Origin of the sequence: Streptomyces sp. NPDC058985 (assembly GCF_042740985.1) — a bacterium.
Lineage (GTDB): Bacteria > Actinomycetota > Actinomycetes > Streptomycetales > Streptomycetaceae > Streptomyces.
On sequence record NZ_JBHYJX010000013.1, the window covers coordinates 37,176 to 56,975 of the forward strand.

Genomic DNA, 19,800 nt, shown 5'->3' on the forward strand with positions numbered 1-19,800 from the left:
GCCCCAACGGGGGCCGTTCGTCGGGGTCGTCAGGGGGTGTCGTCACGCGTGGGCGGTTGGGAGAAGGTCCGGGAGGACGGGACCAGGGCGGCGGCGGCCGGGGCGGCGAAGCACACGGTCGCGCAGACGACCAGGACCGGCCTGGCGCCGAAGGCGTCGATGGCGGGGGCGATGAGGGCGAGTCCGAGTGGGGCCAGGCCGTACGAGAGGAGGAAGTCCAGGGAGGAGACGCGGGCGAGCTTGTCGGGGGCGACCTCGCGTTGTGCGGCGGTGAACCAGGGCACGTTGAAGAGTTCGATGCCGACGCCCGCGACGGCGTAGGCGGCCATCACTACGGCGGGGTGGGCGGGGACGACGAGGCTGAGGGGTGCGAGTCCGTAGGTGGCGAGGCCGGCGAGTGCGGCCCGGCCGGGGGAGCGGGGGCGCCAGCGGGAGATGATCAGCGCGCCGGCGAGGGCTCCGGCGGTGTAGGCGGTCATCGCGCCCGCGAGGACGACCTCGGTGCCGTACTGGTCCCTGCTGACCAGGGGCAGCGCCACACCGGTGGCCGAGTAGCCGGTGGCTATGACGGCCGTCAGCGCGCCCAGGCCGGCGAGGAACCACGGGTGCCTGCGCGCTTCGCGCAGGCCCTCGGTGAATTCCGCCACGAAGGATGTTCCTCCCGACCTGGCCGAGGGCTGCGACGAGTCGTCCGCGGCAGCCGGGCGCGCACCGCGGCCCGGGACGCACGCGGCGACGAGCCAGAGCAGCCCGATACCCACCAGCAGCGCCCCCGTGTCGAGGAAGACGGCGAGCAGCGCGGCCAGGGAGGGGCCCACGAGCGTCGTGACCCGGACCGCGAGGGTCATGGCGGCGTTGGCCTGCTGCCTGCGGTCGGCGTCGACCACTTCGGCGGTCAGGGCCTGGTACGCGGGCCTGCACGCCCCCTGACCGGCGCCGGCGACCGCCGCCGCCGTGGCCATCAGCAGCACCGAGCGGTCCAGCCCGGCCGCCAGTACCGGGGCCGCGGCTCCGGAGGCGAGCCCCGCCCACAGGACCACGCCACGGCGGGAATGCCGGTCGGCCAGCACTCCGGCCACGGGCACCGCGGCGAGGAACCCCACGGTGCGCGCCGCGAGCAGCAGGCCGAGATCCGTGGCGGTCAGCGTCCGGTCGAGCACGGCGAGGCCGAGGACGAACGGCAGGGCCCAGGTGGCCAGGCCCGACGCCGTGGCGCCCGTCCAGAGGCGGAGGAACGCGACGTCGAGCAGGACGGTGCGCTGCTTGTCCGGAGGTGGTTCAGAGGACGTGGAAAGAGCGGAAGGGCTCGGCACGAGGGAGCGCTCCTGTCGTGTGGGGGTGGGCGGTCTGGATGCTGGGTGGCCGCAACATCGCTGCCAGGGAGGTGAGTTGAAGCATGGTGTGCGCGAGCGGCGCACGGCGGGCGGCCCTGGTGCCGTCGCTTCGGCCCCACACTATCGCAATGACAATCATTCCCATTAGGGTGCTGTTTCGGCCCGTCGTCACATGACGTGAGCCGTTGCCCAGTGCTGCCGAGGTACCTCACCGCACACCTTCACCGGAGAACGGCGCGTCATCGCCGACGAGCCGGGCTGAGCCCGCACCGCCCGTCCCCCGATGCCCGATCCCCCGGGAGGAACCAGGCCACATCCGACCCGCGCATCCGCAGTCCCCAGTCCAACCCCCAGCCCCCAGTCCAGCCCCCAGCCCTCAGTCCCCAAGGAAGGACCCCCATGGACCGTGACGCGACCGGCTCCGCTCTGCTCGAGCTGTTGCCCCCGCCGCTGCCCGCCGACCAGATCATCACGCTCAACCAGCCCAAGGCCGACCTGCACACCACCCGTTCCTACGAGTGGAACGACTGGACGTTCGACGTTCCGCCCGGCGTCTTCATCCCGGGCTGGACCAGCCGGCTGATCCACGAACGGCTGCTCGACGGCCGTATCGAGACCCGTGGACTCACCTACGCCGCCATGGGCGCCGGTCTCGGCGTCGAGGCCGTGGCGGCCGGGTTGCGGGGCGCCAGGGAGATCCACGCACTCGACGTCCATCCGGAGAGCGTGGCAGCCACCGCCCGCCACTACCGGCGCCTGGTCGGCGAACGTGCGGACACCTCGTTCCTCCCCGCCGTGAGCGACGTCTTCGACGCGCTCCCGGAAGGCGTGCGCCTGGACGTCGTCACCTTCAACCCACCGGCGGTCAGCCAGACCGTCAGCGACGACCCGGACGTCGTGCGCAACGTCTGCGTCGGCGCGCCGCTGCTGGCGAAGTTCTTCGCGCAGATCGCGGAGAAGGACCTGCTCGCCCCCGGCGGAGAGATCTACGTCATCGCCTCCAACACCGCCGATCTGCGCGCACTCGTCCAGCACGCCCTGGACCACGGACTCAGCCCCCGGATCGCCCACCTCCACGACTGGCAGGACGGCGTGCTCACCTTCCTCTTCCGCATCACCCACGAGACGCCCCGCACCGGAGGTCCGCGATGAAGAACACCGACGAACTCCTGGCCGGCGTACTGGCGGGCGACCACGGCCCCCGCCCCGCCGACCTGGTGGCCACCAGCGTCTTCTGGGCGCACCACGGGACGCGGCTGGCCGGCGGGAACACCACCTACCTCAACCAGTACGTCCTCGTCCGCCTGGGCGGCTCCTTCGGCGCCTGCGCCTTCGAGGCCGGCGAGCTGGACGCGTCCATATGCCGGGACGCCTCCGGGGCCCCGGTCGACACGCTGCTGCGCGAGGCCCCGAGGCCGCTGCGGATCGCCGCGCTGGACGCCTGCCTCAGCGCCGCCCGGCCGCACCGGGAGGCCACGGAGGCCGAGCCGGTCGCCCTGCCCGCCGGAACGCCCGAGACCCGCGCGCTCGCCCGGGACGCGGCGATCGCCGGGCTCCTGGACATCGAGGCCGGTGCGAAGGTCGGCCTGATCGGGGTGGTCAACCCGCTCGTGGCGGCCATCCGCGAGCGTGGCGGGGACCCCCTGCTCTGCGACTTCAACCTCCGCACCACCCAGTGGGGCGATCCGGTGACCGACGACATGCACGTCGTGCTCGACACCGCCGACGCCGTGGTGGCCACCGGCATGACCCTGAGCAACGGCAGCTTCGACACCGTCCTGTCGCGCTGCCGCGAGCGCGGGGTGCCCCTCGTGATCTACGCCCAGACGGGCAGTGCCGTCGCGCGCGCCTTCCTCGGGGCGGGGGTGACCGCCCTGTGCGCGGAGCCCTTCCCCTTCTCCCAGTTCAGCGCGGAGCCCACGACCCTGTACCGCTACCGGGCGGCGGCCGACGCGTGACGGAGGCCCCCCGTCCGACGGCACCCGGCGGGGACCCGCACCGCACCACCGGTGACGGGCGGGCCCCCTGCCACCACGGTGAGATCCTCCAGGGCTACTTCCACGACGAGAACCGCCGCCTCTGCCACGGGCTCGTCACCCTCCCGATGGACCGACCGGGCAGCGTCGCCCGCTTCGCCCGCAGGCCCGGCAGCAAGCCCGACGAGGTGACGGTGACACCGGCAGGCCGTACGAAGGCGCGGGAGGCCGCCGTCCTCGCGCTGCGCGAGTGCGCCGTCCTACGCGGTCAGGACCCGTGCGGCGGAGAACTGACGCTCAGCGGCGACCTGCCGGTCGGGCTCGGCATGGGCTCGTCCACCAGCGACGTCGTCGCCACGGTGCGGGCGGTCGCGGACTCCTGGGGGCTGCGGCTGCCCCCGGAGACCGTCGCCCGGCTCGCGGTGCGTGCCGAGGGCGCCGGCGACCCGCTGATGTACGGCCCTCGTCCGCTGCTCTTCGCCCAGCGGGAGGGACGGGTCCTGGAGGTCCTCGGCTCCGCCCTCCCGCCCGCGGTGGTCGTCGGATGCGCGCTGGGCGGGAGCGAACCCGTCGACACGCTGGCCCTGACGGTGCTCGTCGAGGACGGGGACCTCGCCGCCTACGCGCACCTGCGCCGCATGCTGCGCCGGGCGGTGGCCGACGCCGACACCACTCTGCTCGGCCGGGTGAGCACGGCCAGCGCCCGTCTGCGTCAACGTGTGCTCCGCCACCGGGAGTTTCCGGCGCTGAAGGGCATCGCCGACAGCGTGGGCGCCGTCGGCGTGCAGATCGCCCACAGCGGCAACGTCGCCGGCATCCTCTTCGACCCCCGCGCACCCGGGCTCGACGGCGGGCTGCGGCGCTGCCGCCGCGCCCTGGCCCGCGAAGGCATCACGCAGACCCGCACCTTCACCAACTTCGCGTCCCCCCACCGACTTGGAGGACCCCCGTGGACGACCACATATCCGAAGCCGTCGGCCGCCCGGACCTGATCCGCCTCGACGACGGACTCGTCTGCCTGCGGTTCGAGACGATGAAGATCGTCTCCGCGCTGGCCGCCGTACGCCATCTGCTCGACACCGGAGCCGTACGCCGAGGCGACACCCTCATCGACAGCTCCAGCGGCATCTACGCCTACGCCCTCGCCCTCGCCTGCCACCGCTACGGCATGCGCTGCCACATCGTCGGCTCCACCACCGTCGACCACACCCTGCGCACCCAGCTCGACGTACTCGGCGCCCACCTGGAGCAGATGCCGCCCAGCAGCGACCTCAAGCTCGACCAGAGCCGCCGGGTCGCCCGCGTCGAGGAGATCCTCCGCTCCCATCCGGACTACCACTGGATGCGCCAGTACCACGACGACATCCACTACCTCGGCTACGAAGCCGTCGCCGACCGGATACACGCCCAGACCGGCGGGGACTCGCTCGCGCTGGTCGGCGGCGTGGGCTCGGGCGCCTCCACCGGCGCCCTCGCCCACTACCTGGCCAAGCGTTCCGTGGACGTACGGCTCGTCGGCGTCCAGCCGTACGGCAGCGTCACCTTCGGCAGCGAGCACGTCGCCGACCCGGAGATCATCATCGCCGGCATCGGCAGTTCCATCCCCTTCGGCAACGTCCGCCACGACCTCTACGACACCCTCCACTGGCTCGCCTTCGACGCCGCTCTCACCGGCAGCGTCGACCTGCTGCGCCGGCACGCCGTCTTCGCGGGCCTGTCCACCGGAGCCGCCTACCTCGCCGCCCGGTGGGAGCGGCGCGAAGAGCCCCGCCGCACCGCACTGTTCATCGCCGCCGACACCGGACACCGCTACGTCGACACCGTGTTCGCCAGACACGGGGAGGCGCACCGGATCGAGGACCTGGCCCCACGGCAGGTCCGCGGCACGGACGACCTGTCGCTCCCGTGGTCACGCATGGACTGGAACGGGTCGTCCGCACCGGCCGGGGCGGCGCGAGGGTAGGGCCGGACGGCCCACCCCGGCGGCGGACCCCCTAACGCTCCTCGTAGGGGTCCGCCGGCTCGGCGATCGGCCGGACGTCCGTGGCGTCCAGCACCGGGGGCCAGGCGTCCGCCGAACCGAGCCGGCCCCTGGGGTGCCAGGTGCCGGTCGCCGCCACCCAGGTGTCGGCCTCCGGTGCCCGTACGCCACGGATCTCCGCCTTGACCGCCGTCGCGTCGGCCGCGCAGCACGCCACCCGCAGCCGGGTCACGTACCAGGTGCCGTCGTCCTCGCGGGTGACGAAGCCGGTGAGCCGCACCGTGCGGTCGCGCAGCGAGTAGCCGCTGTCGTACGCGGCCCGGGAACCGAACTCGGCCAGGCTCAGCTCCACCGGGTCACCGGCGGGCAGTGCGGGGAACGTGCCGACGAACTCCTCGGCACGCCCGGCCTCTTCGCGCGCCGCACTGTAGGAGCCCAGCGCCGGAGGCGGGAAGCAGAGCAGGGCGACGGCGGGCAGGGCGAGCAGCCAGGCGACGCGGGGAGCGCCTGTGTGGGAGTGCACGTGGTCCCGTCGACCGTCCACGACGGCGTCGGCGGAGTCCTCCCGCGCCGCTCGCGCGGTCAGCGCGCCGTGTACCAGACCGAGCAGCGCCAGCAGCGCACCCGAGGCGATCAGGTAGGGCCGCAGCCCCGTCTGTACGTAGCGGAGGTAGAGGTCGCCGAGGAGCGATATGCGCAGCACGGCGGCGCCGACCAGCAGCAACAGCACGGCGGAACCGTACTTCCTCACAGCAGCCACCACCCCACCAGGACACTGCCCGTCACCGCGGTCACCCAGGTGACGGACGAGAACCGGAGGGCGAAGCCCCGCCCGAACGTGCCCGCCTGGAGGGCGAAGAGCTTCAGGTCGACCATCGGCCCCACCACCATGAACGCCAGCTGGGCCACCGGCCCGAACCCGCTCAGCGACGCCGCCACGAAGGCGTCCGCCTCGCTGCACACGCACAGCACCACGGCGAGCAGCGCCAGGATCAGCACCGACACCCAGGCGGATGCCGTGAAGAGGTCGAGGAGCGACCGCGGCACGGCGATGTTGAAAGTTGCCGCCGCGCCGGCCCCGACCACCAGAAAGCCCCCTGCGTGCAGGAAGTCGTGCCGCAGACCGGACGCGAAGGCGCACGCGCGCGAGCCCGCGGCCTCGGTGGCGGGCCGCGTCGGCAGCCGCAGCCACTCCGGGCGCCCGAAGCGTGCCCACAGCCAGCCCATGGTCACGGCGGTGGCCAGCGAGGCGGTGAACCGGGCCACCACCATCATCGGTTCACCGGGGAAGGCGAGGGACGTGGCGACGAGCACCACGGGATTGACCGCGGGTGCAGACAACAGGAAGGCGAGGGCGGCCGCCGGTGCCACCCCGCGCCGCATCAGACTGCCGGCCACCGGCACGGACGCGCACTCGCACCCGGGCAGCACCACCCCGGCCGCGCCCGCCACGGGTACCGAGAGAGCGGGACTGCGCGGCAGCAGGCGGGTGAAGACCCGTTCGGGGACCAGCGTGCCGACGGCCGCGGAGACCAGCGCACCGAGCAGGAGGAACGGCACCCCCTGGACGACGACGGCGGTGAAGACCGTCCACCAGGCCGCTACGGGAGGTGTGTAGAGATCGAGGGCGAGCATCGGGCCGAGCACGCCGGCGACCGTGACGATCGTGAGGAGCGCGAACCCGCCCAGCAGGAGGTTCAGCCCCGCCCGCACGGTGAGGCGTACGGCGTCGGCGAGCCCGCCCCGGCCTCCCGCGTACTTCGGATCGCTCACGTCACTCGCTTCACCGTTCGGCACCCTCCGCGCGGTGGCGGCCCGCCCAGCTTAGTGAGGCCACGCCGAGCGCCCCGCCTCCGGCCACGGCTTCACGCCGGCTGCCAGATCCGGGTCAGGGCCTGAGGGGTGAGTACGTGCTCGGGCGGGCCGTGCCCGACCAGCCGTCCGTCGCTGAGGAGCAGGCAGGTGCCGGCCGAGCGGGCGGCCTCGAGATCGTGCGTGGCCTGGACGACGGTCGTGCCGTCGTCCACCAGGTCGGTCAGCAGGGTGGTGATCCGCTCCCGTGCCTCGGGGTCGAGTCCTGTGGTCGGCTCGTCCAGGAGCAGCAGGTCGGACTGCTGGGCGAGGCCCTGTGCGATCAGGACGCGCTGGCGCTGGCCGCCCGACAGCTCACCGAGCTGGCGGGCGCCGAGGCCGGTGACGCCGAGCCGTTCCATGGCGTGGTCGACCGCGGCCCGGTCCTGCCGGGTCAGCCGCCGCCACAGTCCCCGCTCGCCCCAGCGGCCCATCTCCACGGTCTGCCGTGCCGTGAGGGGGAGCGTGTCGCCGACGGCGCCGCGCTGCGGGACGAAGGCCGGTGGGGAGCCCTCCGTGTACTGGAGCTGTCCCGATGTGGCGGTGATCACTCCGGCCAGCACGCCCAGCAGCGTGGACTTCCCGCTTCCGTTCGGTCCGACGAGGGCGGTCATGGCCAAAGCCGGTATGCCCGCGCTGAGTTGGTGGAGTACGGGGCGGCCCGGATAGCCGGCGTTCAGCTCGTGGAACCGGACGCGCTCGTTCCTCGGATCACCGGCGCGTGGCGACGGGGGGTTGTTATTGAACATGGTTGTCATTGTAGTGTCCTTGTATGGAGTGGTTGACGGCCCCTTTCGAGGTGGCCTTTGTGCAGCGGGCCCTGTGGGCCGGGATCCTGGTGTCGGCGATCTGCGCCCTCGCCGGGACGTGGGTGGTGCTGAGGGGGATGGCCTTCCTCGGCGACGCCATGTCCCACGGACTGCTGCCCGGCGTCGCGGTCGCCTCGCTGCTCGGGGGCAACCTGCTGGTGGGGGCGGTGGTGAGCGCGGCCGTGATGACCGCGGGCGTCACCGCGCTCGGCCGCACCCCGAGGCTGTCCCAGGACACCGGCATCGGCCTGCTGTTCGTCGGCATGCTGTCGCTCGGCGTCATCATCGTGTCCCGCTCGCAGTCCTTCGCGGTGGACCTCACCGGTTTCCTCTTCGGTGACGTCCTGGCCGTGCGCGAGAGCGACCTGACCCTTCTCGGTGTGGCCCTGCTGCTGGCGCTGGCCGTCTCGGCGTTCGGGCACCGGGCCTTCCTGGCGCTGGCGTTCGACGAGCGCAAGGCCAGGACGCTGGGTCTGCGCCCCCGGCTCGCGCACGCCGTGCTGCTGGGGCTGCTGGCCCTGGCCATCGTCGCCTCGTTCCACATCGTGGGGACGCTGCTCGTCCTGGGCCTGCTCATCGCCCCGCCGGCGGCGGCCCTGCCCTGGGCGCGCAGCGTGAGCGGCGTCATGGTCCTGGCCGCGGTCCTCGGCGCCGCCGCCACCTTCGGCGGCCTGCTCCTCTCCTGGCACCTGAGCACCGCGGCCGGGGCGACCGTCTCGGCCCTCGCGGTCGGCCTCTTCTTCCTGTCCCACCTGGCGTCCGGCCTCCGGCACCGCCGCCGTGCGCGCCGTGCCGGCGTCCCCGCCCTGGCGGTCACCTCGGCCCCGAGCGCCATCACGTCCCGACCGAACGAAACCTGAGGCGATCTCGTTGTTCGTCCGAAGAAACGTCACATCGCTGGCTCCGGCGCTGGCGGCCGTGGCCCTCCTGACCGCCGGATGCGGAGGCCAGGACGGGGGCCAGGACGATGCCAAGTCCGGCTCCGGGAAACCCGCTTCCTCCGCCACCCCGCACGGCTACGTGGAAGGCGCCACCGAGGCGGCCGAGCAGCAGTCCCGGCTCCTGCTCGGCGACCCCGGCAGCGGCGACACCCGGGTGCTGGACCTGATCACCGGCAAGGTCCACGACACCGCCCGCAGAGCCGGTCTCACCTCCCTCACCACGGACGGCCGCTTCGGCTACTTCCACGGCACGAACGGCACCCAAGTCCTCGACAGCGGCGCGTGGATGGTCGACCACGGAGACCACGTGCACTACTACAGCGCGAAGATCCAGGACGTCGGCGAGTTCCCGGGCGGCACCGGCACGGGCGTCCGCAGCGACGCGGGCGTCACCGTGGTCACGTCGGCCGACGGGAAGGCGAGCCTGTACCCGCGCGCCGAACTGGAGAAGGGCGCCCTCGGCACCCCCACCCGGCTCCCGGGTACCTACGCGGGCCCGGTCGTGCCGTACGCCGGACACCTCATCGCCCTCACCGGCGGGAGCGACGGCCCCGCCGAGGTCGCCGTGCTCGACCGGTCCGGCAAGCGCGTCGCCGGCCCGGAGGCGGAGTGCGAGGAGCCGCACGGCGACGCGGTCACCCGGCGCGGGATCGTCCTCGGCTGCGCCGACGGCGCCCTGCTCGTCCATGAGGACGACGGCGCCTTCACCGCCGAGAAGATCCCCTACGGCGAGGAGGTGCCGAAGGAGGAGCGTGCCGCCGAGTTCCGGCACCGTCCGGGCAGCAGCACCCTCACGGCACCCGCGGGCAAGGACGCCGTCTGGGTCCTGGACGTCACCGAGGGCGCCTGGACCCGGGTGGAGACCGGCCCCGTGGTCGCCGCCAACACGGCCGGCGAAGGCGCGCCCCTGATGGTCCTGGAGACCGACGGCGCCCTGCACGGCTACGACATATCCGCCGGCAAGGAGACGACGGTCACCGAACCCCTGCTGAAGGACATCCCCGAAGCCGGGTCCGGCGGCACCGCGACCCCGGTGATCGAGGTGGACCGCAGCCGCGCCTACCTCAACGACCCCGAGGGCAGGCGCGTGTACGAGATCGACTACAACGACGACCTCCGGGTGGCCCGCACGTTCGACCTGGACGTCCGGCCGTCCCTGATGGCGGAGACGGGCCGATGAGCGTGCGCGTGGGCGCGGCACGGATCCGTGCCGCTCTGGTGACCCTGATCAGCTTCTTCGTCGTCGCCGGCACGGCCACCGGCTGCGCGGGCGGCGGCGACGAACGGCCCGCGGTCGTGGTGACCACCAACATCCTCGGCGACATCACCCGGGAGATCGTCGGGGACGAGGCGGACGTCAGCGTCCTGATGAAGCCCAACGCCGACCCGCACTCCTTCGGCCTGTCGGCCGTGCAGGCCGCCGAGCTGGAGAACGCGGACCTGGTCGTCTACAACGGGCTCGGCCTGGAGGAGAACGTACTGCGGCACGTGGAGGCGGCCCGCGAGTCCGGCGTGGCCACCTTCGCGGCGGGCGAGGCGGCGGATCCCCTCACCTTCCACACCGGGCAGGACGGCGGCCCCGAGGACGAGGCCGGCGAACCCGACCCGCACTTCTGGACCGACCCCGACCGGGTGCGCAAGGCCGCCGGACTGATCGCCGACCAGGTCACCGAACACGTCGACGGCGTGGACGGCAAGGCCGTCCGGAACAACGCCGCACGTTACGACGGACAACTGGCCGACCTCACCACCTGGATGGAGAAGTCCTTCGCCGCCGTACCCGAGGACCGGCGCGCCCTGGTCACCAACCACCACGTCTTCGGCTACCTCGCCGACCGCTTCGGCCTCCGCGTGATCGGTGCCGTCATCCCCAGCGGTACCACCCTCGCCTCACCCAGCTCCTCCGACCTGCGCTCCCTCACCCGGGCCATGGAGCAGGCCGGGGTGCGCACCGTCTTCGCCGACTCCTCCCAGCCCACCAAGCTCGCGGAGGTACTGCGCCAGGAGATGGGCGGTGACGTCGACGTCGTCTCCCTCTACTCCGAGTCGCTGACCGAGAAGGGCAAGGGCGCCGGCACCTATCTGGAGATGATGCGCGCCAACACCTCGGCCATGGCCGAGGGCCTCACCGGCGCCTGACCAAGCCTCCCCGCGGCCCGGCGAACCGAACACGCCGGCCGTTCCACCACACGACCCCGCGCCCCGAGGGCCGGAGAGGAAAGACACGCGATGAACAGGTCGACACGCGCCAGAACGTTCACTGGCACCGCACTCGCTCTGGCGACGGCCATGGCACTGACCGCCTGCGGCGGAGGCGACGACGCCTCGTCCGACGCCGAGCCGAAGAAGCAGACGAAGAGCAGCGAGGCCGCTGCCGTCAAGAACCCGGTCGTCGCCTCCTACGACGGGGGTCTCTACGTCGTCGACGGCGAGACCCTGAAGCTGGCGAAGACGATCGAGCTGCCCGGCTTCAACCGGGTCAACCCGGCGGGCGACGAGGACCACGTCGTCATCTCCACCGACACCGGCTTCCGCGTGTTCGACGCCGCCCGGCAGGAGTTCACCGGCGCCGAGTTCAAGGGTGCCAAGCCGGGCCACGTCGTGCGGCACGGCGGCAGGACGGTCCTGTTCACCGACGGCACGGGCGAGGTGCACGTCCTCGACCCCGCCGACCTGGCCGGCGGCAAGCAGCCGAAGACCCGGAGCTACACCTCCGCCGAGCCCCACCACGGCGTGGCCATCGAACTGGCCGGCGGTGAACTCGTCACCACCCTCGGCACCGAGGAGAAGCGCACCGGCGCCCTCGTCCTGGACAAGGACGACAAGGAGATCGCGCGCTCCGAGGACTGCCCCGGCGTGCACGGCGAGGCCGCGGCCCAGGGCGAGGTGGTCGGTCTCGGCTGCGAGGACGGCGTACTGCTCTACAAGGACGGCGAGTTCACCAAGGTCGACGCTCCCGGTGACTACGCCCGGACCGGCAACCAGGCGGGCAGCGACGCCTCCCCGATCCTCCTGGGTGACTACAAGACCGATCCCGAGGCGGAGCTGGAGCGGCCGACCCGCATATCCCTGATCGACACCCGCACCGCGAAGATGAAGCTGGTCGACCTCGGCACCAGCTACTCCTTCCGCTCCCTCGCCCGCGGCCCGCACGGAGAGGCCCTCGTGCTCGGCACCAACGGCGTCCTGCACGTCATCGACCCGGAGACCGGCAAGGTCGAGAAGAAGATCGACGCTGTCGGCGACTGGACGGAACCCCTGGACTGGCAGCAGCCCAGGCCCACCCTGTTCGTCCGCGACCACACGGCGTACGTCTCCGACCCGGGCAAGCGCCAACTGCACGCCTTCGACCTGGACTCGGGCGAGAAGGTGACGTCCGTGACGCTGCCGAAGGGCACCAACGAACTGTCCGGGACGGTGGCCGGTCACTGACCGGTCCCGTTGCACGGATTCCACGGACTGCTCAGCGACCCCGAGGACGGACCCAGGGGCCTGTACGGACTTCCTTTCCTGACGCCAATGCCCCTGCCCGTTGGCGTGGAAATCCAGGGATTATCGCCCGAGGGTGCAGTGAAAATCGTTATCGAATTTACGATATCAGGGTGGCCCGTTTGTCGCCGCGTGTCCTTCCGTGGCAGTCTTTTCCCGTGGGATAGAAAACGGAAGTAAATTCCGTACCGCCGTCCTCGATGGCCGGCGGCTGATCCTGGAGATGAGTGGCGTGGCGACATCTGTGCAGCACGAGCAGCATCCCGGACACGAACATGCGCACGGCGAGGGCTGCGGACACGTGGCGGTCCCGCACAACGGTCATGTCGACTACGTGCACGACGGTCATCTGCACCGTGCGCACGAGGATCACGTGGACGAGTGCGAGGTCCGCGGGCATCAGGAGCACGCCGGTCACGACCACGAGCACGGTGCGGGCTGTGGGCACGTAGCCATCCCGCACGGCGACCACATGGACTACGTCCACGACGGTCACCGTCACGCGGCGCACAGCGGCCACTGGGACGATCACTGAACTCTTGGTGCGTCCGAATCCGTGCGATGATACAAATGCACCCCCGAAACGGGGGTGCATTTCCGCTTTCTTTACTCTCCTGGACCTGCTTACCTTCTCACCGGCTTGAATACGGCAGCAGCGCCATCTCCCGGGCGTTCTTGATTGCCGTCGCGATCTGCCGCTGCTGCTGGGCCGTGACGCGGGTGACGCGGCGGCTGCGGATCTTGCCGCGGTCGGAGATGAACTTCCGCAGCAGATCGGTGTCCTTGTAGTCGATGTAGGTGATCCCGGCCGCGTCGAGCGGGTTGGGGCGGGACTTCAGGGGCTTGCGGGGGCCTTGGCGAGAGGGCATGTGGGCTCCTTCTGTACGGGGTGGACGGGCCGCGTCACGCGACGGGGTCGAGGAGGGCGTCGAACGATGCCGGGAGGCGCCTCCACGCCTCACGTCCCGCTGCGTACTCGGCATCGGTGAGCAGGCAGGACTCGAGGACGCGCTCGAGTCCGTCGTGGTCGAGCCCGGGTGAGGTGAAGACCAGGTGCTGGCAGCGGTCACCGTGTTCGGGGTGCCAGTCGAGAGCGGCGGCTGCCCGGCGGACGGGCGGCTCCATCTCCCAGGCGGCGTCGGGTAGGGAGGCGAGCCACGGTCCGGCGCTCTCGACACACAGGGCCCCGCCGGCGGCGTCCCAGGCCCGCAGGGTGTCGGGGCGGTCGGCGAGCCAGAACCGTCCGCGGCTGCGGGCGGCGGCGCAGCAGAGATCCTCCAGCGCATCGAAAAGGCGCTCGGGGTGGAACGGCCGGTGGCGCCGCCACACGAAGGTGGTCACGCCCGCTTCCTCTGCCTCCTGGGGAAGGAGGGCGCAGGCCGGGTGCTGGGCTGCCGCGGCCGCCTCGACGTCGAAACGTGCGAAGGCCAGCTCCGCGAGTTCCGGGGAGTCCGCACGGACCTGGTGTGCGGTGGGGTGGAGCTGGGCGAGGAGGGCGCGATCCTCGTCGTCGGCGTCAGAGCTGTCCACGACGGCGAGCACGGGGGCGTACTCCAGTTGTCTGGCCCAGGTGTCACCGACGGTGCGCCGGTCGCCGGCGGCGGCCGCGAGACCCGCCTCGGCCAGGTCGTCGCCGTTGCCGAGGCAGGGGAGAACGAGCGCCGGGTCCACCGCCGTGATCACGTTGGTGAGCCGCATCGCGTCGCCGCCGTGGTGGACGACGACCTCGGCCATCCCCCTGGGCTCGACGGAGTCCCACAACTCGACGACGGCCAGGCGGGTCAGACCGGCGTCGGCGAGCCGTTCCAGTTCGGGAACCAGATCTTCGCGCAGCGCGCAGCACGCGCAGTCGTTCGCCAACTTGGCCTCGCCGCGGGACACCTCGCCCGAGGCGTCCCGCACCCGGCGCAGGACGGTGCCGTGCTCCGCGGCCGTGGACAGGTCGTGGTGCAGGGCGACACTGCCGGGGACGGTGCGCAGGAGGTGGTCGACGACCTGCCGGCGCGCCTCGGAGTGGAGCCCGCCGACCATGACGACGGGCAGTCGGGCCTCGTCCCGCATCACTTGGCTCCGCGTCGGCCGAAGCGGCGCTCGAAGCGCTCGACCCGCCCGGCGGTGTCCAGTACGCGGGCGGTACCCGTGTAGAAGGGGTGGCTGACGTTCGAGATCTCGACGTCGACGACCGGGTAGGTGTTGCCGTCCTCCCAGTCGATGGTCTTCTCGCTGGTCATGGTGGAGCGGGTGAGGAACGCGTAGTTCGCGGCGCGGTCGCGGAAGACGACGGGGCCGTACGAGGGGTGGATTCCGGGCTTCATGGGGCTTCCTCGGTGTCTGGGTCGGAGGGGGGGGATGGCGGACGGGTGTGACTCGGCCCGCGCCATGGAGGTAGTATATGGGAATGGTTTCCATTACCAAAAAGTAGCCGTCCGACGAGAGGAAGCAGAACCTTGTCCGCCCACTGCCAACTGACCGGCGCCAAGCCGGGCTTCGGCAACACCATCTCCCACTCGCACCGGCGCACCTCGCGCCGTTTCGACCCGAACATCCAGCGCAAGCGCTACTGGCTGCCCAGCGAGGGACGGCACGTCCGGCTGACGCTCAGCGCCAAGGCGGTCAAGACCGTCGACAGCATCGGCATCGAGGCCGCCGTGGCCCGTATCCGCGCCCGAGGGGGGAAGGTCTGATGGCCAAGAAGAGCAAGATCGCGCAGAACGAGAAGCGCAAGGCGGTCGTCGAGCGGTACGCGGCCCGCCGTGCGGAGCTGAAGGACATCATCCGCCGGCCGTCCTCCACCGACGCCGAACGCGAGGCGGCCGTGGCCGAACTCCGGCGCCAGCCCCGCGACGCGAGCGCGACGCGCGTGCGCAACCGCGACAGCGTGGACGGCAGGCCCCGCGGACACCTGCGGAAGTTCGGCCTGTCACGGGTCAACCTGCGAGAGCAGGCGCACGCCGGCTTCCTGCCGGGAGTCACCAAGTCCTCCTGGTGACGTCGCCGTCCGCGACAGGGGCGTAGGCGCCGACCGTGACTCGGCGGGGTCACGGTCGGCGCCTACGGCACGGAAGTCGGGGTGCGCGGATCTCAGGGCAGGCGCACGAGGTTGAGCCGGTAGCCCTCGGCCTGGGGGAGCTTCTGCGCGGCGAGTGCGGCCACCATCTGCCGGTAGGGGAGCGGCAGCTGGGCGAGCAGAGCGGCGGGCAGGCTGGTGAGGGTGTGCGAAGCCATCATGTCGGACCCTGGGCGCCAGTCGGCCAGTTGGGCCGGCAGGTCGGGGCAGAACCAGTGCATACGGGCCTCGACCCGGCTGAGCGCGTCGTGCTCCTCCTGGGTGTCGAAGAAGCCCGGACCCGCGGTGTCGAGGGCGAGCAGGGCGCCGGGGAAGCGGTCGGCGAGCAGATCCACGACCTGGTGGACATCGGCCTCGTCCAGGTAGGGGAGTACGGCCTCGGCAAGGAAGAGGTACGGCCCGCCCGCGCCCGAGGCCACCTCGGCGGCCCAGGCCTCGTCCGTCACGGATGACGCGATCATGGTCCGCTGCGGGGTGTCCGTGAAGAATCTGCGGCGCAGGGCGATCACGTCGGGCAGGTCGAGTTCGAACCAGCGGGCGCGGCCGTTGTCGACGCGTTCGTAACGCGTGTTGAGCCCGGTGCCGATCTCGACCACGGTGGCCTGGGGGTGGGCGGACAGGAATTCCGCCACCCACCGGTCGAACGGGAGGGTGCGCAGCAGCGCGCCGGCGAGGCTCGGAAGGCCGTCGAAGCGTCCGAAGTCGTAGTCGATCGAGGCCACGATCTCCTCGGCCCGTGGGAGTCCATGAGCGGCCTCCCTGACACGGATGTGTACCGGGCCGGACGGTGCCGTGGCTGCGACCACCGTCCGGCCCGGAGTCTCAGTGCCCCGTCACGGTGGTGAGGGGGTCGTGCTCGTGTGCGCAGGTCTCGTCGAAACCGTAGGTGTCCCAGGCGGGGAACGGATCGGATGCGGGCCGCGCCTCGCCCTGCCGCAGGAGACAGCCGGTCAGGGCCGCGCTCAGCAGTTCCTTGTCCAGTTGGGTTCCGATGAAGACGATTTCCTGGGCGTGGGGACTGTCGGTGTCACGCGCGGAGGAGGGTTCGAAGCGCGCCACCGAACCGGCCTGCGACCACAGTCCCGTCACGTGGGGCCGGCTGGCGAGGGTGAAGAAGCCCTTGGACCGGAGGACCTGACCGTAGGTCCCGCTGTCCAGCGCCTCCGTCACGAACGTCCACAGCCGGCCGGGATGGAAGGGCGTGGAGGAGCGGAAGACGGTGGAGGAGATGCCGTACTCCTCCGTCTCGGGGACGTGGTCGCCGTTGAGTTCCCTGACCCACCCGGGAGCCTGCTGCGCGCGTTCCAGGTCGAAGCGGCTGGTGCCCAGGACTTCACGGACCGGTACGCGGCCCCGCACCGCCGGCACGACGTGGGCGGCCGGATTGAAGCGGGCCAGGGTGGCCCGGAGCCGGTCCGCCGACGCCGAGTCCACGAGGTCGAGCTTGTTGAGGACGATGACGTCGGCGAACTCGACCTGGTCCATCAGCAGGTCGCTGACGGTGCGTTCGTCGTCCTCGTACTGGTCCAGGCCCCGCTCGGTCAGTTCGTCGCCGCCGGCCAGTTCGGGGAGGAAGTTGGCGGCGTCGACGACGGTGACCATCGTGTCGAGGCGGGCCAGGTCGCCGAGGGTGGCGCCGTCGTCGCGGGCGAAGGCGAAGGTGGCGGCCACCGGCATGGGTTCGGAGATGCCCGAGGACTCGATGAGCAGGTAGTCGAAGCGCCCCTCGCGCGCCAACCGGTCCACTTCCTCCAGCAGGTCGTCGCGCAGGGTGCAGCAGATGCACCCGTTGGTCATCTCGACCAGGCGCTCCTCGGTGCGCGACAGCGCTGCCTCGCCGCCGCGCACGAGAGCGGCGTCGATGTTGACCTCGCTCATGTCGTTGACGATGACGGCGACGCGCAGGCCCTCGCGGTTGCTGAGGACGTGGTTGAGCAGGGTGGTCTTGCCGGCTCCGAGGAAACCCGACAGGACGGTGACGGGAAGGCGCGGCGAGGGGGCGTGGACCATGCCGGGGTCAGCCTTCCGGACGGAGCAGACCGCGCTCGTACGCCTTCGCCAGCCGCTGCGGAACGAGGTACGGCACGCCGTCCACCGTGACCGTGACCAGCTGGGGCGTCGTGGCCTTCCACTGCGCGCGGCGATGCCGGGTGTTGCTGCGGGACATCTTGCGTTTGGGTACGGCCATGGGGACCTCCGGGTGCGATCGGTGAGCGGGAGAGACGATACATGAAAATGGATGTCATTACGAACGGTGTTCGTCGCACCCTCTCGTGCCGATGTCGGGTCGCCTGGGGCCGCTTCGGCGCGCGCTTGGACCGCCCGTGACTCGCGCGCCCGCAGCCGGGCCAGGCCGGTGCGGTCCTGCGCCCCGTCTCCGCGGAGGGAGCGAAAAGCGCTCCGTCAGCAGGCGTTGGTGCGGAAACTGGACACGCCGGGGACGCCTGCGTCGTCGAAGCCGCAGGTGTACGGGGTGAAGCGAGGATCGTCGTTGAGGTACCGCTTGAACCACGACACGAGCATCCAGGACAGGTGGGCGTTGTCCCGGTTGACGAAGAAGTGGTCGGCACCGCTGAGAACGGGAGCGGATGTGATCCCACCGGTGCCACGGAGTCGGACTGGCCGCCGACTACCGCCACCGGCTCGCTGACCTCGGGCCAGGACTTGTCACCGTTCCAGGGAGCGATCGGGACCGCCGCCCCCCATCGACCAGCCGGCCACTCCCTGCCTTGAGGGCCCGGACACCGTGAAGGCTGGTGATCCCACCGATGCGTGCCGGGGGGCTCAGGGGCACCGTGGCCCGGGATGGCGGGGTCCGCCCGCCGGTGGAAGAACGTGGAAAGGGGCAGACCCTTGAGAACGTGGCGCACCACCTTGAAACTGGCCGCGGCAACACTGGCCGTCGTCGTCGCGAGCACCGGCGCGAACGCGGCGGCCACGCCGAAGGCTCCGCAGGCCGAGGCCGGGACACCGACTGTGGAGGGGCCGGTGCCCGGGACCGTGCCGGGTGATCCGAAAGCGCCGGACGCGGCGGACACCTATCCCTGGCTGTCCGCGCCCGGGCTGGCCGAAGCAGGCTACGTCGAGCGGGAGTTCTTCCTCTCCGGCCGGGCGGACGCCTACAGTCCGGCCGGTGCACGGCTCGCCGAGGACGTGCCGTACACCACGCGCGTCGTGGTCCGGAGGCCCGCCCACCCGGCGCGGTTCGACGGCACGGTCCTGACGGAGTGGCAGAACGTCAGCGGCGGCTATGACCTGGACGCCCTGTGGGCGCCCGACCAGATCACGCGTGCCGGGCAGGTCTGGGTGGGGGTGTCCGCGCAGCGCGTCGGCGTGGACCAGCTCCGGTCCTGGAGCCCTGCCCGCTACGGCGGTCTCGACGTGACCGGAGGCGGGCGGTTCACGGCCGACGAACTCTCCTACGACGTGTACGCGCAGGCCGCCCGGGCCCTGCGCACGGGGACCGGAGGGCTGCTGGGCCCCCTCCGCGCGAAGACGATCCTCGGGATCGGCGCCTCGCAGTCGGCGGGCCGGATGACGGTGTACTACGACCACGTGCTGCCGCAGACGGAGCCGGTCTTCGACGGCTACGGCTTCATCGTGGGCCAGGCTCCCGCTCGCAAGGGCGACGAACCCGTCTTCCACGTGCTCTCGGAGACCGATGTGCGCACGCCGGTCCGGCGCCCCGACGACGACCACTACCGGCGCTGGGAGGTGGCCGGCGCCGCGCACTCCGGCCGCTTCGGACAGGCATACCGAGAACCGCTGCTCATCCGCGACCTCGGTGCCGCACCGGAGTTCGCCTGCGACCGTCCGCCGTTCAGCGAGGTGCCCCTGCACCATGTGATCGCCGCCGCCTACAGTCACCTCGAGCGATGGGCGGAGCGGGGTGTGCTCCCGCCGTCGGCGCCCGGGCTGCGGTTCTCCGCGGACGGCACCAAGGCCCGCGACGCCCACGGACTCGCCCTCGGCGGAATCCGGCTGTCCCAGGTGGCGGTCCCGAGGGCGCTGAACACCGGGGACAACACGGGGGAGACCTTCTGCGTGCTGTTCGGAACGCATGTGCCGTTCACCGCCGCGCGACTGGACCGCCTGTACCCCACCCACGCGGGCTACGTCGCCCGGGTCGTCGACGCCGACGTCCGCGCCGTACGGCACGGCCATCTGCTGCCGGCCGACGCACGCGCCAATCTGCGCGACGCGCTGTACTCGAAGGCAGACCTGGACTGAGGTGCGCGGCGGGGGCGCGGACGTGGGCCGGGCCTCCGCCGCGGTACGCGGCATGACGCGGGGCTGAGCGTGGCCGACGGCCCTCCCGGGGCACCGTCGGCTGGAGCACGGCCTCGGCCAGG

Annotated in this window: 22 protein-coding genes; 12 read left to right on the plus strand and 10 right to left on the minus strand. The window is 71.8% G+C overall.

The window, feature by feature from the left end; translation table 11 throughout:
- Positions 1-29: 29 nt before the first annotated feature.
- On the minus strand, positions 30-1,313 hold the full coding sequence (locus ACFW01_RS14495; RefSeq protein ID WP_384503791.1) for an MFS transporter: 1,284 nt from the start codon (positions 1,311-1,313) through the stop codon (positions 30-32).
- A gap of 420 nt (positions 1,314-1,733) precedes the next feature.
- Here ACFW01_RS14495 and ACFW01_RS14500 point away from each other — a divergent pair, with 420 nt between their 5' ends.
- Genes ACFW01_RS14500 through ACFW01_RS14515 form a run of 4 tightly spaced genes read left to right on the plus strand, consistent with a single transcriptional unit; the run spans position 1,734 to position 5,273 of the window.
- Positions 1,734-2,486, plus strand: coding sequence for a methyltransferase (locus tag ACFW01_RS14500; RefSeq protein ID WP_234958563.1), 753 nt, complete (start codon positions 1,734-1,736; stop codon positions 2,484-2,486).
- Entirely contained in the window at positions 2,483-3,292 is an 810-nt protein-coding gene (locus tag ACFW01_RS14505) for a Rossmann-like domain-containing protein (RefSeq protein WP_234958564.1), read from the plus strand. The genes ACFW01_RS14500 and ACFW01_RS14505 overlap by 4 nt, the downstream gene beginning before the upstream one ends.
- A complete protein-coding gene (locus ACFW01_RS14510; protein WP_234958565.1) occupies positions 3,289-4,302 on the plus strand; it encodes a GHMP kinase in 1,014 nt (337 codons plus the stop codon). The genes ACFW01_RS14505 and ACFW01_RS14510 overlap by 4 nt, the downstream gene beginning before the upstream one ends.
- The gene (locus ACFW01_RS14515) at positions 4,260-5,273 is read left to right on the plus strand and encodes a pyridoxal-phosphate dependent enzyme (protein ID WP_384503794.1); all 1,014 of its coding nucleotides are present in this window, start codon (positions 4,260-4,262) and stop codon (positions 5,271-5,273) included. The genes ACFW01_RS14510 and ACFW01_RS14515 overlap by 43 nt, the downstream gene beginning before the upstream one ends.
- Positions 5,274-5,304: 31 nt before the next feature.
- Here the strand turns inward: ACFW01_RS14515 and ACFW01_RS14520 are convergent, their stop codons facing one another.
- The 3 genes from ACFW01_RS14520 to aztA form a co-directional block, all read right to left on the minus strand.
- Positions 5,305-6,042 (minus strand): TIGR03943 family putative permease subunit, encoded by a 738-nt coding sequence (locus tag ACFW01_RS14520; protein ID WP_384503796.1) that lies wholly within the window; start codon positions 6,040-6,042, stop codon positions 5,305-5,307.
- Positions 6,039-7,064: a permease gene (locus tag ACFW01_RS14525; RefSeq protein ID WP_384503798.1), complete on the minus strand. Its 1,026-nt coding sequence runs from the start codon at positions 7,062-7,064 to the stop codon at positions 6,039-6,041. Before ACFW01_RS14525 ends, ACFW01_RS14520 begins: the two co-directional genes overlap by 4 nt.
- 92 nt (positions 7,065-7,156) lie before the next feature.
- On the minus strand, positions 7,157-7,891 hold the full coding sequence (gene aztA / locus ACFW01_RS14530) for a zinc ABC transporter ATP-binding protein AztA (RefSeq protein WP_384503800.1): 735 nt from the start codon (positions 7,889-7,891) through the stop codon (positions 7,157-7,159).
- A gap of 23 nt (positions 7,892-7,914) precedes the next feature.
- Here aztA and aztB point away from each other — a divergent pair, with 23 nt between their 5' ends.
- The 5 genes from aztB (at position 7,915) to ACFW01_RS14555 (ending at position 12,916) form a co-directional block, all read left to right on the plus strand.
- Positions 7,915-8,811 (plus strand): zinc ABC transporter permease AztB, encoded by an 897-nt coding sequence (aztB, locus tag ACFW01_RS14535; protein ID WP_384503802.1) that lies wholly within the window; start codon positions 7,915-7,917, stop codon positions 8,809-8,811.
- A gap of 10 nt (positions 8,812-8,821) precedes the next feature.
- Positions 8,822-10,072 (plus strand): hypothetical protein, encoded by a 1,251-nt coding sequence (locus tag ACFW01_RS14540; protein WP_234958571.1) that lies wholly within the window; start codon positions 8,822-8,824, stop codon positions 10,070-10,072.
- Positions 10,069-11,031 (plus strand): zinc ABC transporter substrate-binding protein AztC, encoded by a 963-nt coding sequence (aztC, locus tag ACFW01_RS14545; protein ID WP_384503804.1) that lies wholly within the window; start codon positions 10,069-10,071, stop codon positions 11,029-11,031. The genes ACFW01_RS14540 and aztC overlap by 4 nt, the downstream gene beginning before the upstream one ends.
- Positions 11,032-11,121: 90 nt before the next feature.
- Positions 11,122-12,324, plus strand: a complete 1,203-nt coding sequence (gene aztD / locus ACFW01_RS14550; RefSeq protein WP_384503806.1) for a zinc metallochaperone AztD — start codon at positions 11,122-11,124, stop codon at positions 12,322-12,324.
- Between the two features lie 280 nt (positions 12,325-12,604).
- Positions 12,605-12,916 (plus strand): hypothetical protein, encoded by a 312-nt coding sequence (locus tag ACFW01_RS14555; RefSeq protein ID WP_234958574.1) that lies wholly within the window; start codon positions 12,605-12,607, stop codon positions 12,914-12,916.
- Between the two features lie 97 nt (positions 12,917-13,013).
- On the opposite strand, the gene rpsR is transcribed toward ACFW01_RS14555, so the two are convergent.
- The 3 genes from rpsR to ACFW01_RS14570 are packed head-to-tail and all read right to left on the minus strand — an operon-like array spanning position 13,014 to position 14,696.
- On the minus strand, positions 13,014-13,250 hold the full coding sequence (gene rpsR / locus ACFW01_RS14560) for a 30S ribosomal protein S18 (protein ID WP_234958575.1): 237 nt from the start codon (positions 13,248-13,250) through the stop codon (positions 13,014-13,016).
- A 34-nt stretch (positions 13,251-13,284) separates the two neighbouring features.
- Positions 13,285-14,442: a CobW family GTP-binding protein gene (locus ACFW01_RS14565; protein ID WP_384503808.1), complete on the minus strand. Its 1,158-nt coding sequence runs from the start codon at positions 14,440-14,442 to the stop codon at positions 13,285-13,287.
- Entirely contained in the window at positions 14,442-14,696 is a 255-nt protein-coding gene (locus ACFW01_RS14570) for a type B 50S ribosomal protein L31 (RefSeq protein ID WP_161327488.1), read from the minus strand. The genes ACFW01_RS14565 and ACFW01_RS14570 overlap by 1 nt, the downstream gene beginning before the upstream one ends.
- Positions 14,697-14,828: 132 nt before the next feature.
- Here ACFW01_RS14570 and rpmB point away from each other — a divergent pair, with 132 nt between their 5' ends.
- Positions 14,829-15,065: a 50S ribosomal protein L28 gene (gene rpmB, locus ACFW01_RS14575; protein WP_073731825.1), complete on the plus strand. Its 237-nt coding sequence runs from the start codon at positions 14,829-14,831 to the stop codon at positions 15,063-15,065.
- Positions 15,065-15,370, plus strand: a complete 306-nt coding sequence (gene rpsN, locus ACFW01_RS14580) for a 30S ribosomal protein S14 (RefSeq protein WP_004924335.1) — start codon at positions 15,065-15,067, stop codon at positions 15,368-15,370. The genes rpmB and rpsN overlap by 1 nt, the downstream gene beginning before the upstream one ends.
- Before the next feature lie 92 nt (positions 15,371-15,462).
- On the opposite strand, the gene ACFW01_RS14585 is transcribed toward rpsN, so the two are convergent.
- The 3 genes from ACFW01_RS14585 to rpmF form a co-directional block, all read right to left on the minus strand.
- Positions 15,463-16,170, minus strand: a complete 708-nt coding sequence (locus ACFW01_RS14585; RefSeq protein ID WP_384503811.1) for a class I SAM-dependent methyltransferase — start codon at positions 16,168-16,170, stop codon at positions 15,463-15,465.
- 100 nt (positions 16,171-16,270) lie between these two features.
- Positions 16,271-17,458: a GTP-binding protein gene (locus ACFW01_RS14590; protein ID WP_384503813.1), complete on the minus strand. Its 1,188-nt coding sequence runs from the start codon at positions 17,456-17,458 to the stop codon at positions 16,271-16,273.
- Between the two features lie 7 nt (positions 17,459-17,465).
- Positions 17,466-17,636 carry a 50S ribosomal protein L32 gene (rpmF, locus tag ACFW01_RS14595; RefSeq protein WP_007387878.1) on the minus strand — a complete coding sequence of 57 codons (171 nt, stop codon included), beginning with the start codon at positions 17,634-17,636 and terminating at the stop codon, positions 17,466-17,468.
- 665 nt (positions 17,637-18,301) lie between these two features.
- On the opposite strand from rpmF, the gene ACFW01_RS14600 reads away from it, so the two are divergent.
- On the plus strand, positions 18,302-19,678 hold the full coding sequence (locus tag ACFW01_RS14600; protein ID WP_384503815.1) for an alpha/beta hydrolase domain-containing protein: 1,377 nt from the start codon (positions 18,302-18,304) through the stop codon (positions 19,676-19,678).
- Positions 19,679-19,800: the final 122 nt, after the last annotated feature.